The sequence below is a fragment of the Liquorilactobacillus sp. genome (genome assembly GCF_047719775.1).
GTDB lineage: Bacteria > Bacillota > Bacilli > Lactobacillales > Lactobacillaceae > Liquorilactobacillus.
The window spans coordinates 1-14,094 of the sequence record NZ_JBDNTS010000002.1 but is presented as its reverse complement, the minus strand read 5'-3'; the positions used below and the strand labels follow the sequence as shown (position 1 = coordinate 14,094).

General features: G+C 38.0%; 8 protein-coding genes and 2 pseudogenes. 8 read left to right on the top strand and 2 right to left on the bottom strand.

Features of this window, described 5'->3' with window-relative positions:
* Positions 1-200: 200 nt before the first annotated feature.
* A complete protein-coding gene (locus ABF682_RS01195) occupies positions 201-644 on the bottom strand; it encodes an AraC family transcriptional regulator (protein ID WP_415618748.1) in 444 nt (147 codons plus the stop codon).
* A 422-nt stretch (positions 645-1,066) separates the two neighbouring features.
* On the opposite strand from ABF682_RS01195, the pseudogene ABF682_RS01190 reads away from it, so the two are divergent.
* Positions 1,067-3,993 (top strand): annotated as a pseudogene (locus ABF682_RS01190) (YhgE/Pip family protein).
* 249 nt (positions 3,994-4,242) lie between these two features.
* Here the strand turns inward: ABF682_RS01190 and ABF682_RS01185 are convergent.
* The gene (locus tag ABF682_RS01185; RefSeq protein ID WP_415618747.1) at positions 4,243-5,571 is read right to left on the bottom strand and encodes an MFS transporter; all 1,329 of its coding nucleotides are present in this window, start codon (positions 5,569-5,571) and stop codon (positions 4,243-4,245) included.
* Between the two features lie 596 nt (positions 5,572-6,167).
* On the opposite strand from ABF682_RS01185, the gene ABF682_RS01180 reads away from it, so the two are divergent.
* The 7 genes and pseudogenes from ABF682_RS01180 (at position 6,168) to ilvD (ending at position 13,949) form a co-directional block, all read left to right on the top strand.
* Positions 6,168-6,383, top strand: coding sequence for a hypothetical protein (locus ABF682_RS01180; RefSeq protein ID WP_415618746.1), 216 nt, complete (start codon positions 6,168-6,170; stop codon positions 6,381-6,383).
* A 352-nt stretch (positions 6,384-6,735) separates the two neighbouring features.
* A complete protein-coding gene (gene ilvB, locus ABF682_RS01175; protein ID WP_415618860.1) occupies positions 6,736-8,388 on the top strand; it encodes a biosynthetic-type acetolactate synthase large subunit in 1,653 nt (550 codons plus the stop codon).
* Positions 8,389-8,585: 197 nt separating this feature from the next.
* Entirely contained in the window at positions 8,586-9,596 is a 1,011-nt protein-coding gene (ilvC, locus tag ABF682_RS01170; RefSeq protein ID WP_415618745.1) for a ketol-acid reductoisomerase, read from the top strand.
* A gap of 99 nt (positions 9,597-9,695) precedes the next feature.
* A complete protein-coding gene (gene ilvA, locus ABF682_RS01165) occupies positions 9,696-10,970 on the top strand; it encodes a threonine ammonia-lyase IlvA (protein WP_415618859.1) in 1,275 nt (424 codons plus the stop codon).
* Positions 10,971-10,984: 14 nt separating this feature from the next.
* A pseudogene (locus tag ABF682_RS01160) lies at positions 10,985-11,766 on the top strand (ABC transporter ATP-binding protein).
* Between the two features lie 20 nt (positions 11,767-11,786).
* The gene (locus tag ABF682_RS01155; protein WP_415618744.1) at positions 11,787-12,179 is read left to right on the top strand and encodes a RidA family protein; all 393 of its coding nucleotides are present in this window, start codon (positions 11,787-11,789) and stop codon (positions 12,177-12,179) included.
* A 12-nt stretch (positions 12,180-12,191) separates the two neighbouring features.
* Complete coding sequence (ilvD, locus tag ABF682_RS01150) at positions 12,192-13,949, top strand: dihydroxy-acid dehydratase (protein ID WP_415618743.1); 1,758 nt, start codon at positions 12,192-12,194, stop codon at positions 13,947-13,949.
* The last annotated feature ends 145 nt before the right edge of the window (positions 13,950-14,094 follow it).

Genomic DNA, 14,094 nt, shown 5'->3' with positions numbered 1-14,094 from the left:
TATAAAGATTAAAGTGAATTTTTAACTACCATGGTAAAAGGTTCTAATATTTGAGGTTTGATATATTGTTAATCGTCTGTCAGTAATATTTTAGACTTTTGCGTAGTACAGAATAAGATAGAACTTCTATAAACTTAACTCCTTTGTTCACATGTCTAAGTGGTACAGCAAATCACACTAGCACTATATATAATGACCAGTTATTTTTGTTCTATTGGAATTAGTATTTCACAATATCCCTTATCCACTAGGTTTTGTTTATATCTTTCAATTATAGGTTTACTTAATACATTAAGCTGATTTTTAGCAATAGTTTGTGCTATGTTCATATAAAAGTCAATGATTACTTTTTCAATATGCGCCACTTTGAAAACAGCGTATGTGCCTCCTGTTAAAGTTCTTTGCTCGACATTATCTTTAAACCTTTTTTTATCGGTAATAAGACAGACATCATAGCGGCAATCTTTTGCAGGTGTATTCTGTGGATTATCTAAAGCAATTCCCAAAATGGTTGATTCTTGAAATAGCTCTTCAGCTTTGACCCACTTTTTAAAAGCTCGCATTAAAAGCTTATTTTCCGTGCCATAAATTCCAACTCTTCTAAAATAAACGACTTTTGTTGATTTTAAATATTCAATCTTCACTTTTATTTACTCCATTTTTTTACTCGGACGTCCTGTATTAGTAGCATAACCCCAGTTAAAATGAAATACACTAATATTTTTAAAAAATTATATATTGATCTAAGTCTGATTCATATAAAATCTGTCCAAGTGCTGTTTTATATTCATGAAAATTTAGAAATTAACTTAACTTGCACTTTTTTTGATTAAATGATGCTGGAAATATCATCAAATTATTACTTGGAATATCGGAGAATTATTTAAAAATAGTGGGAAATTAAAAAAGCAAAACGAATAATAATAATTAAGTTATTAAGAAATTCATAAGGTTAATTAATGAAATAGGCAAGTATGTAGCTTTCTTGTTTTTCATGGATATTGAGTGTATATTATAGATTGTTGAAGTAGATGATTAAAAAAGCAGAGGAGAGAGAAAATTGAATATGATTAAAGAAGAGTTCAAAAATATTTTGAATCATAGGTTATTGATTGCTACAATCTTAGCAATCATGTTCATACCTTTTTTGTACTCAGTATTCTTCTTAAAATCAGTATGGGATCCTTATGGGAACGCTGGGTCATTACCAGTTGCCGTGGTCAATGAAGATAAGGCAGTTTCATACAATGGAAAGAAAATGCAAGTTGGGGCCGAATTAATTAAGGAATTGAAGAAAAATGATTCTTTGCAGTGGCATTTTGTATCTGCAAAGAAGGCTTTGGATGGGATGAAGCATAAAAAGTATTATACAATTATTACAATTCCAAAGAATTTTTCGAAAAATGCTACAACCGTCTTGAATAAGAATCCAAAAAAATGAGATTAACTTATAAGACGAACGATTCACTCAACTATATTGGTAAGGTTATTAGTGAAGAAGGGGCAAAACAGCTTAACACTAAAATCAATGCAACTGTGACGAAGGCTTACGCAAAAACAATGTTTGCGACAATCAAGCAAGTTGGGACAGGCTTCACAACAGCTTCAAAGGGTGCTAATAAGTTAAAAGAAGGGTCAACAACATTATCAGATGGACTTAACACATATACTGCAGGTGTTAAGAAGATTAATGATGGTGTAATTGAATTACAAACAGGTGTTGTACCATTGAGTCAAGGTGTGATTAAACTGGCAACTGGGGCAACCGCACTTCAAAGTGGTGTATCAGAGTATACGGCTGGTGTGGCTAAAGTCAATACTGGAACACAAAAATTGAATAATAGTACAGGTACACTTGCAAGTGGTGTTAGTAAGTTGGCGACGGGTTCGAATACGTTGACAAGTGGATTGGGCACGTATACGAACGGCGTTGGAACATTATCGAGTGGACTAAGTAAACTCTCCAGCAATTCCAGTACGCTTAATAGTGGAATGCAAACTTTAGCAAGTTCAACATCACAATTACCGACTGCAGCTGCTGGCTTTTATGTCATGAATAATGTATTAGCACAGGATGTTAGTCAGATAAATAGTGCTCTTCAAGCGAATAAAGACAGTGTCAATTCTATGTCTAATTCAATGGCTGCAGTGAATACAGAAATAAATAGTACTAAATTTCAGACGCAGTTGGCTACATTGAAGAGTTTGGCTGGACAAACGGGTAATATTAAAACTATGCTTGCAGAATTACAAACAACATTATCAACCGTTGCGACTGCAAAGACAGATTTTAGTACTAGTCTAACAGCTAGCTTAAAGCAAGTGGCAACTAATTCATCAACTGTTTCTGCACTTGCTAAGAGCATGCAGTCAGAAGATAATATGACAAATGCGGATAAAGCAAAATTAGCACAAATTATAGCTTTGTCTGGGAGTGCAACTGATAGTAGTGCAAATACAAACGCCACAAGTAATATTGCTGAAATTAGTAATATTCAGACGGCGGCAACAACATTAAGTGAAAAGACAGATTTATCATCACTTTCTAGTAAATTAGAATCAATGAATGAATTGGTATCAGAGATGGATTCTTTAGGCACGGCAGTAACTAATTTGGAAAATCTTATGGATACGAGCAACAAACTGACTGACAATGATGCACAAACAATGGTTAAATCAATTTTGACTTTAACTAATAAAGTATCTGAATTAAAGAGTTTATCAGACACGGCTGCAAGTAGTGCAAATGAATTTAACTCAAAGATTAATGCAAGTAGTCCGGATATTGATGCGACGACTTTGGCCTCAGCAGAGGCTATTCAAAATAAAGTGGCAACAATTGCAAGTACTTCTACTTTAAGTTCTGAAATTTCAAAATTAGTTAGTGGAGTAGCAACTTATACAGCTGGAACTAATCAGGCAAGTTCAGGTGCGAGTCAATTAAGTTCTAATAATTCGTCTCTTACAAGTGGAGCCTCACAACTTTCAACTGGTTTAGGAACACTCAACAGCAGCGTTCCAGCCCTTGTTTCGGGTGTGAGTCAACTTGCATCTGGTACAAGCGAATTGAATAGTAATAGCACTACCTTGAATAGTGGAACGGCACAGCTGGCGAGTGGCTTGAGTCAACTTAATAGTAAAGTGCCAACACTCTCTTCTGGTGTTAATCAGCTAGCAAGTGGGACAAGTCAGCTTAATGCTAATTCTTCAAAATTAACACAAGGCTCATCGAAGTTAGCTGATGGTAACAAAGCGCTTGCTAAGGCTCTAGGCAAAGGCGCGAAGAAAGTAAATGCAGTTAAGACATCTAACAAGACATCAAATATGTTTGCAACACCATCTAAATTGGTTCATAAGAATTACAGTACGGTTCCTAACTATGGATATGCACTTGCACCATATATGCTTTCAGTTGCGTTATATGTTGGTGCCTTGGTATTTAACTTAGTATATCCAATTCGTCGTTTATCGACACCAGATGGTACGGGAACAGAGTGGTTCTTGAGTAAAGTTGCGATTGGGGCAGTTGTGGCAACGGGAACAGCGGTGATTGAAACGTTGTTAATGATGGCAGTAGGATTGACTCCAGACCATCCTTTCCAGATGGTTCTTAACGCAATCGTATTCTCGTTCACTGCAATGTACTTGATAATGTTCCTTTCAGTCGCAGGGGGGAATCCTGGGCGCTTTGCTGCAATGATTCTTTTGGTTATCCAACTCGGCGGTTCAGGTGGTTCATTCCCAATTAATATCACGAATGGAATGGATGGTTTCTTCCAGGCAATTAATCCGTTCTTACCAATGACATACTCCGTTCTTGGATTCCGTGAATCATTGACTTCGGGATTAGGTTCTGGTCAAGTTGCATTTTCAATTGGGATTATGCTCATCTTCATAGTAGTTTCATTGCTATTGCTGTGGGTAACGATGGTTACAAAAAGAAAAAATGGTTCGGTCAGTTATGCAGAACCAGCAACAGAAGAAAAAGAATAATTGGATTTGATACTAATCTAACGACTAACGACCATCAAATTCTGGTATTCAAAAAAGAATCTCTTATGGAGGTTCTTTTTTATTTTGGAAAATAACATGGGGGAGATAGTAAGTAAGAGACTGCAATTAAAATAGACAAAAAAATCAAACTCCATGTTCTAAATGAACATTTGAAGTTCGATCCAATAAGTGGCTATTGTTTTAGTCAATTATAAATATATAATCAAATTATATAGGATAATATATTTTTTATTCTGAAAAATCAACATCCTTTGTTTCTTTTACTGTCAAGAGCGAAATCAAACAAGCAACAGCCATTATACCAAGATAAAGTCCAACAAATTTTATTCCCCAATTGTCAGCTAACCAGGTTGCGATGGTTGGTGTAAAAGCAGCGCCGACTATCGCAGCCAGGTTGTAAGAGATTCCGGCACCAGAGTAGCGGACTTCTGTCTTAAATAATTCAGGCAATAAAGCCCCAACAGGTCCAAAGGCAATTCCCATTAATGTGAAACCAACTACTAAGAAAATGATGACACCAGTAAAGTTACGCTGTCCCTGCAGAAGATAAGGAAAAAGTAGTGAGAAAATAATTAAGGCACTCGAAGAAGCTAATAAGACGCGCCGACGGCCGAAGATATCAGCAAGTTTGGAAGCATATACGATTAAAACAGCAAAAACAATAATAGCACCCATTAATAAAAACAAATACTCACGATTAGAAAAGCCTAAGCTTGTGATTGCGTAAGTTAAAGACCATGTTGCCAATGTATAAAATAATGTATATGTTACCGCAACAATAAGAGTGCCTTGAACAATTTGACGCCAAGAAGTCTTGAAGACGAGTGTCAATGGAGATTTGGTAGTTAATTGCTTAGCTTGGGCTTGCCTGAATAGAGGAGTTTCTTGCATCTTTGTTCTAACCCAGAAACCAACAACTACTAAAACAGCAGAAGCGAGGAAAGGTACACGCCAGCCGAATGTAAGCATCTGGCTAGGGGTCAAGAAGGTTTCAAGCAGGAAGAACAAACCATTGCTTAAAAAGAAACCGAGTGGAGCACCTAATTCAGGAAAAGCTCCATAAAATGCTCGTTTGTCTTCGGGGGCGTTTTCTGTAGCGACAAGTGCGGCACCTGACCACTCGCCTCCAAGCCCAATTCCCTGAATGAATCGGCAAACACAAAGTAAGATGACGGCAAGTATTCCAAGAGTGTGGTAATCCGGCAGTAGACCAATTAGCACGGTTGAACCACCCATGAGTAGTAGTGAGACAACTAATGTTTTTTTGCGTCCAACCTTGTCTCCAAAATGACCAAAGATGAATGATCCGAGTGGACGTGCCACGAATGCTACCCCGAACGTTAACAGACTTAGTAATGTGGCAATTGTAGTTGTTACTTCAGGAAAGAAAACCTTTGGAAAGTATGTAGCTGCTGCTGTTCCATAAGCGTAAAAATCAAAAAATTCAATTGCGGTACCAATCATTGAAGCTAGAATTACCGTTTTTACAGAGTCGCGTGCTAGGTCTGGTTGATTCAGAGTTGGTAAGTTAACACCTGTTTTTGTAGCAGTAGTCATTATAAATATCCTCCTAAAATTATAAATGCGAATGATTATTGTTATTTCTGGTTAATAGTCGCTCAAGTCATCTTCAGTCCCTCCTTAATTAGAGTAAAGAAAAAAGCCAAAAGCTTAAACAGCTTTTGGCTTGACCAAGGCTGTCCGCAATTGCAGACAGCAAAAAGCAGCCCGCATCAATTGATAATAATAATCGTGCTGATAATCATTGAAATTGTAATGTAAGCTGTCTCAGTCATTTTTAATCCTTCTTTACTTTTTTTATTAGTTGTGAATATACACACAAAACATTTTTTTGTCAAACTTTTTTATAAAAATCATCAGATTATAAATTTTTTAAAATTGTAATCCTTGCTATTATAGGGCTTTGAAGATGGAAAAAATGAAAAATAAAATTATTTAGAAACTTTTTTTATTTTTTTATAAAAAAAGAGGTTGACTAGAAAAAATAAGGCGTGTAACATAACACCCGTGAAATGAATTAATACTCAGGTAGTTTTAATTATTAGTTTAGAATTTATTTAAGTACATAGTTGTCTTAACTTATATGCAACATATCGCTTTTACACACGTAGTTAGTGGTTGGGGGAATGTTCATGAAGTTAAAGTATGAGATGCTAGTATGTTGTAGTTGTGGCGAAGTTGTACCACAAGGCAATTACTGTGTTGAGTGTGGTAAAGAATTCGTAGATACTTTGGATCGAAGAGAAAATATTGCAGTTGGGACTTGTGTTAATTGCGGTTCTCTGACACCTAATAAAGAGTATTGTTCAATATGTGGGTATAACAAGAAATGCACACAATTATTTTAAGCAATATAAAATTTGCATTCGCAAGGAGGTTGAAGCACATGAGCATGGAAAAAATGAATAGAAGTTTTCTAGTAAATATTATTATTAGCTTAGTCATTATTAACACATGCGATTGTGGTTTGATGTCTAGGTAGTTTTTAGTTACCTAAGAAATTGAGAATCCATCGCATGAACTAATGTAATGTGGTGGGTAAGCAGGAAGCATCCATCACAAAAAATGATGGATGCTTTTTTATATAAAAAAATCAGATGAAAGGAGGTGATTCTGAATTTTTCATAATCGTTTTTAAGAGGAGGTGATGGTTTGTTAGGACAGCTAAAGAAGGATTCAGCAGTAAATTCTACTAAGAAAATGGGTGCCGATTTACTTTTACAGGAGCTTGTGAAACAAAAAGTAAAAGTTGTGTTTGGGTATCCAGGTGGAGCGGTGCTACCACTCTATGATGCAATCTACCGGAATTCATTTCACAACATTCTGGTACGTCATGAACAAGGAGCCATTCATTCTGCAGAGGGTTTTGCAAAGTCAACTGGTGAAGTTGGAGTTGCTTTTGTAACCTCAGGACCAGGAGCAACAAATGCAATCACAGGGATTGCGGATGCGAAGAGCGATTCTGTACCACTGGTGGTATTTACCGGTCAAGTTGCGACCACTGTCTTAGGAACAAATGCTTTTCAAGAAGCCAAGATCATTGAGATCACAAAACCTATTACAAAAGCAAGTCTGCAAGTTACAGTGGCTAAACAGTTACCAGAAGTAGTCAGAAGAGCGTTTAAGCTAGCTGTTAATGGAAGACCGGGTCCGGTCGTTGTAGATTTACCCAAAAATGTTATGACGGAATCTGTTAGTGACTCGACTAATCTGTCTGAGATGTCCGAGAATCCGTTGAAGATGAGTACGGCGGTAAGACAAAAGTTAGTTGAGAAATTGCAGAAGTCGAAGAAACCAATTTTGCTTATTGGTGGGGGAATCTTGAGTGCTAACGCAAGCCGAGAAGTTCGACAGTTTATTGAAAAGTATCAGATTCCTGTTGTTTCAACGCTGCTGGGTCTGGGGGTTGTACCGAAAAATGAGAAACTTTTCTTAGGAATGGGTGGAATGCATGGTACATATGCAGCCAACATGGCATTATCTGAATGTGATTTTTTATTGAACATAGGTTCCAGATTTGATGACCGCTTGGCAACTAAGCCAGCTGAGTTTGCTCCAAAAGCTTGGATTGCACATCTCGATATTGATCCACATGAGTTGAACAAAATCATTAAAGCAGATTTGGCTGAAGTAGCCGATGCTAAGGATGTATTTCAGCAATTACTAAAAGCCGATTTTGAGTTAGGCCCAATTAATCAATGGTACTTGCAATTACGAAGTTGGCAAAAAAAATATCCGTATCATTATCGCCGGCAAGAAGGGGTTATCAAACCGCAAGAAGTTGTTGAAGAAGTGGGAAGACTGACGCAAAGTGCAGCCATCGTCGTGACAGACGTTGGGCAGCATCAAATGTGGGCAGCGCAGTATTATCCATTTTCTAAGCCTAGACAATTAATAACAAGCGGTGGTTTGGGAACTATGGGGTTCGGATTGCCGGCTGCAATAGGAGCAAAGGTTGCTAATCCCCAAAAAACAGTTGTGTTATTTGTAGGCGATGGCGGGTTCCAGATGACACTAGAGGAACTTGCAGTCATTAAACAATATGATTTAGATTTAAAGATTATTCTGATTAATAACCATGCACTAGGAATGGTAAGACAATGGCAAGATTTATTTTATGAAAAAAGACGTTCACAAACGATTTTTGATAAACAGCCGAATTTTCTTGGAATTGCTCAAGCATACGGAATCGAAAATCTAAAACTTAACCCGAATAATTGGAAGGAAGCATTGGCAGATGCTTTTTCCCAGAAGCACTGTGTCTTAATAGAGGCGCCAGTGCCACAACTTGAAGAAGTAACCCCGATGATTGCACCCGGGGCACCAAATCATGAAATGTTCGGAATCAAGTAGTATGAGCAAAAAAGAACGACTGAAACAATTCAGAAAAAACTGAATTATCAAAAATGTTTGAGAACGCCAGATGACAATTGAATAAGCACAATGACGGTAATCATATGTTTATTTGCTATGCCAATCACAATTATATTTTACACAAATTATATGATATATGAAAGCTTATTATACTAAAAACTTTGGAGGAATTTAAAATGTCAGTTGATATGTTATATGGAAAAGATGTTACTACTAATTATATGAAAGGAAAGAAGGTCGCCTTTATAGGATATGGTGCACAAGGTCATGCACAAGCAAACAATTTACGTGATTCAGGTGTAGATGTAATTGTTGGAATACGTCCAGGAAAATCATTTGATAAAGCAAAAAATGATGGCTTTGAAGTATATTCAGTTGCCGAGGCGGCTAAAAAAGCAGATTGGGTACAGATGCTTACTCCAGATGAAGTCATGTCGGATATCTATAAAAAAGAAGTTGCACCATATCTTGAAGCTGGTAACGTATTAGGGTTTTCACATGGCTTTAATGTCTATTACAAAGAAATTGTTCCACCTACAGATGTTGATGTTGTTATGATGGCGCCTAAAGGTCCAGGTAACTTGTGTCGTCGAACTTATATGGAAGGTTTTGGAGTTCCTGCACTTTATGCAACTTATCAAGATGTATCAGGTCATGCAGAGGATTTTGCAAAAGAATTTGCAAAGGCTAATGGAGCTGCAAGAGCTGGATTGTTGAAGACGACATTCAAGGAAGAGACTGAAGAAGATTTGTTTGGTGAGCAAAATGTCTTGATGGGTGGGGTAACAGCCTTGATTGAAACCGGTTTTGAAGTCTTGGTTGAAGCCGGGTATTCCCCAGAACTTGCTTATTTTGAAGTTGACCATGAAATGAAGTTGATATGTGACTTAATCTATGAGGGCGGCTTTGCCAAGATGTACAAAGATTGTTCAAATACATCTGAATATGGTTCATATACACGTGGACCTAAAGTTGTTAACGCAGAATCTAAAAAAGCAATGAAAGAAAACTTGCTTGAGATTCAAGATGGTACATTTGCCAAAGAATTCATGGCAGATTATCGTAACGGATTTAAGAAACTATACGATTATCGTGGCAAGATGGAACAGTCACAATTACAAAAAGTCGGCGAAGAATTGCGGGCTAAGATGCCATTTGTTAAAGAAGCAGATAAGTATAGCAAGTAGTCACGGTAATTAATAACATATTTTTTATTTGACAGATTGGGTTGGTTGTTGCTCAACTCTGTTAATACATATTCTTATAGTGAGGAAAGGGTGAGATTATTGAATGTATTGACCAAGGAAAAGCTGTTAAAAAAGGAGAATGTACAACAAGCCTATGATGTTCTAAAGTCAGTTGTGCGCCATACTCCTTTGCAATATGACGCATATCTTTCACAGAAATATGACTGTCAGGTCTATCTAAAAAGAGAGGATTTACAAGTTGTTCGTTCGTTTAAACTGCGAGGTGCATATTATGGAATAACACAATTGTCTGAAGAAAAGCGAAAAAAAGGAGTTGTCTGTGCGAGCGCAGGTAATCATGCTCAAGGAGTTGCTTGGACTTGCAAGAAGATGGGGATTCCCGCAGTTATCTTTATGCCGACTACTACACCAAAGCAAAAAATTGAACAGGTTAAGTTCTTTGGCAAAGGATATGCAACAATTCAGCTAATTGGTGATACATTCGATGATTCCGCCAAAGCTGCACAAAAGTATTGTCAGCAAGAATCGCTTACATTTATTGCACCGTTCAATGATTTACAGACTATGTCAGGACAAGGTAGTTTGGCTGTTGAAATCTATCAAGATATGGTTAAAGACGGGATTCAAATCGATTATATGCTAAGCGCAATCGGCGGTGGTGGACTAATCAGCGGAATTTCAGCTTATATGAAAGCAGTTAGTCCGCAAACCAAAATAATTGGAGTTGAGCCAAACGGTGCTGCTTCGATGGCGGAAGCCTTTAAGGTTGGGCATCCAGTTACGTTGCAAACGATGGATAAGTTTGTTGATGGAGCAGCAGTCAGCACGGTGGGAGATCTGACATATCTTAATGCACACGAATATGTTGATCAGTTGGTAACGGTAGCAGAGGGCCATGTCTGTACAACGATTTTAGAACTATACAATAAAGAAGCGATTGTTGCTGAACCAGCAGGAGCCCTCAGTGTATCTGCGCTTGATAATATAAGTAGTGAAATCGTTGGGAAGACAGTTGTTTGTGTGGTCAGTGGCGGCAACAACGATATTGGGCGGATGCAAGAAATCAAGGAACGTTCGCTGGTTTACGAAGGAGAGCAACTGTATTATGTGGTGAATTTCCCACAGCGACCAGGTGCATTAAAAGAATTTGTAAATCAGATTTTAAATGCTGATGATGATATTACTAAATTTGAGTATACGAAGAAGGTCAATCGGGGCAAAGGACCAGTTCTAATTGGAATTCAGTTGGGTAAAAGAGAGAATGTCGCTCAGCTGCAAAGACGATTATCTGCCTTCGATCCACAGTATATTGATTTAAAAGAAAATCAGATGCTCTATGAAATGATGGTCTGATAGGAGGTCAAAGCTTGAAGAAAATCTTAGAATTTAAGGATGTTTCATTAAAGCGAGGAGAAAAAGTTATTTTAGAAGAACTAAATTGGATAATTGAGGCAAAGGAAAATTGGGCAATTCTAGGATTGAATGGTGCTGGAAAGACAACGATGCTAAAGATGATCCATGGTGATTTGTGGCCGTCGTGTGGTCAACTTGAGGTCTTAGGCAATGTGTTTGGGAAATCCAATATTTCTTTGTTAAGGCGTAAAATCGGCTGGGTCAGTAGTGCATTACAAGACTGGCTTCATCCAGGTGATCTAGTGGAACAAATTGTGTTATCGGGTAGTTCGCTAGTATTGGTCTTTATGAACAGTATACAGAAGCAGAAATGCAAGAGGCAAAAGAACAAGTTATACGCCTTGGTGGTGCGAATCTGATTGGAAAGTCATATCGAGTGCTCTCACAAGGAGAACGACAACTAGTTTTGATTGCGAGAGCTCTGATGGCAAAACCTGAGTTATTAATTTTAGACGAACCTTGCAATGGGCTTGATCTTTTCGCACGTGAACGCTTGTTAAATAAAATAGCAAAACTTGCTGTTAGTGAAGATAGTCCGGCGCTGTTAATGGTATCACATTACACAGAAGAAATTTTGCCATGTTTTAGTAAAATAATGTTTTTGAAAAAGGGAAAGATTTATGCAGCAGGGCAGCGTGCGAACCTATTAACAACGGAGAAATTGAGCGATTTCTATGAAGCACCAATTAATATATTGGTGGACGAAGCCAAGCGAGTCATTGTTTATCCAAAGTAATCATAAAGGAGTTGAAAAGTATGAATAAAGAAGTAAAAACTAAAAAGGCACCTAAAGCGCTAGGACCTTATTCACAAGCTGTTAAAAACGGGAAAGTTCTGTATTGTTCAGGACAAATCGGGATTAATCCGATGACAGGAAAGTTTGTTTCTGATTTGAGTGTTGAAGAACAGGCAGTTCAAGCATTGAACAACTTGAAAGAAGTTTTAGGAGCGGCACAAATGACTCCTAAAGATGTAGTTAAGGTTACGGTCTTTATGACTAATATTGCTGACTTTAAAGCTGTCAATGAGATTTATACCAACTTTTTTGCAGATAATGAATGTTTACCTGCACGTTCAGCCGTTGGAGTACAAGCATTACCAGCAGGTGCACTTGTAGAAGTCGAAGCAATCGCACGAAAAAATAATTAGGAGATGAAATAAATGAGCGACACCTTGAATTTTACCATTGATAGTAATGAAATCCAGAAAAGAAGTGATACGATTACTGAAGGAGTGGATCGTGCACCTGGCCGTAGCCTGCTCTATGCAACTGGGCAGGTTAAGAATCCAGAAGATATGAAGAAACCCTTTATTGCAATCTGTAATTCTTACATTGAGATTATTCCAGGACATGTTCATTTGCGAGAGCTAGCAGAAATTGCAAAAGAGGAGATTCGCAAAGCTGGTGGTGTTCCATTTGAATTTAATACAATTGGAGTTGATGATGGAATTGCAATGGGACACATTGGGATGCGATATTCGTTACCTAGCCGTGAACTGATAGCTGATTCGGCTGAAACAGTTATTAATGCTCATTGGTTTGATGGAGTATTATTTATGCCTAATTGCGACAAGATTACACCAGGAATGCTGATGGCAGCGGCAAGAACCAATGTTCCAGCAGCATTTGTTTCAGGCGGTCCAATGAAAGCGGGTCTTGATCCTAAAGGAAAGGCCGCGACACTCTCAACGGTTTTCGAGGCTGTTGGTGCCTTCAAAGATGGGAAACTTAGTAAAGAAGATTTTCTGGAATTAGAACAAAATGCCTGTCCTGGTTGTGGGTCTTGCGCTGGAATGTATACTGCAAACTCAATGAATTCACTGATGGAAGCTATGGGGATGGCCTTGCCGTATAATGGGACAACCCTCGCTGTATCACCGGAGCGCCGTGAATTAGTTAGAAAAGCAGCACGTCAAGTAATGTATAATGTTGAACATAATATCAGGCCAAGAGATATTATGACTAAAGAGGCCTTTGATGATTGTTTTGCATTGGATATGGCAATGGGCGGATCAACCAATACTGTATTGCATGGTCTGGCAATTGCTCATGAGGCTGGAATTGAATATAGTGAAGAAAGAGTTAATGAAATTGCTAAGAAAACACCACATCTGGCTAAGATCGTTCCATCTTCTTCATGGACAATGGAAGATGTTCATCAAGCAGGTGGGATTCCGGCAATCATGAATGAATTAATTGAAAAAGGTGGAATCTTACATCCTGATCGTATCACGGTCACAGGGAAGACAATCAGAGAAAATGTTGCTGGGGCACATACTTTGAACCCTGAAGTAATTCGTCCGCTTGATAATCCTTATTCGGAGCAAGGTGGCCTTTCTATCTTGTATGGGAATATTGCAAAGGATGGTTCAGTAATCAAAGTTGCTGGAGTTGACCCTGATATTAAGCGGTTTGTGGGAAAAGCAATTTGTTTTGATTCTCATGATGATGCTGTCACTGGAATTGATAATGGAAGTGTCAAAGCTGGGCATGTTGTTGTTATTAGATACGAAGGGCCAAAAGGCGGCCCGGGGATGCCGGAAATGCTTAATCCGACATCTGATATCATTGGACGTGGATTGGGCCGAACAGTTGCATTAATTACTGATGGACGCTTTTCGGGTGCAACACATGGAATCTGTGTAGGACATGTTTCTCCAGAAGCAGCTGCAGGTGGCGAAATTGCACTAATTAAAGATGGCGATCAAATCACAATTGATTTAGAGAAACGGACACTTGATGTAGATGTAAAGCAAGACGAGTTAGAAGAAAGAAGAAAGGGTTTAAAATCGTTTGAACCCAAAGTACGTTTCGGGTATTTAGCACGTTATCAGTACCTGGTAACTTCTGCAAATACGGGTGGAATTATGATGGGAGCAGATGAGTTGTTCGGTCCAGCTTCAACGCAAGATAATTAAGTACAGCTGTAATAATAGAGGAGATGGGGCAAAATTTAAATTTTGCCCCCTGGCCTCGATTTATTAAAAAATTTTATGAATGGCTAACCTTTTTTCTACGTGTACTCACCGGGTCCGTGTGTGTTTTTTAGAAAGATTATAGTTT

Bases quoted from the DNA above. Each gene is read 5' to 3' on its own strand.
- ABF682_RS01185 (WP_415618747.1), bottom strand. From the start codon at position 5,571: ATGACTACTGCTACAAAAACAGGTGTTAACTTACCAACTCTGAATCAA.
- ABF682_RS01180 (WP_415618746.1), top strand. From the start codon at position 6,168: ATGAAGTTAAAGTATGAGATGCTAGTATGTTGTAGTTGTGGCGAAGTT.
- ilvB (WP_415618860.1), top strand. From the start codon at position 6,736: ATGGGTGCCGATTTACTTTTACAGGAGCTTGTGAAACAAAAAGTAAAA.
- ilvC (WP_415618745.1), top strand. From the start codon at position 8,586: ATGTCAGTTGATATGTTATATGGAAAAGATGTTACTACTAATTATATG.
- ABF682_RS01155 (WP_415618744.1), top strand. From the start codon at position 11,787: ATGAATAAAGAAGTAAAAACTAAAAAGGCACCTAAAGCGCTAGGACCT.
- ilvD (WP_415618743.1), top strand. From the start codon at position 12,192: ATGAGCGACACCTTGAATTTTACCATTGATAGTAATGAAATCCAGAAA.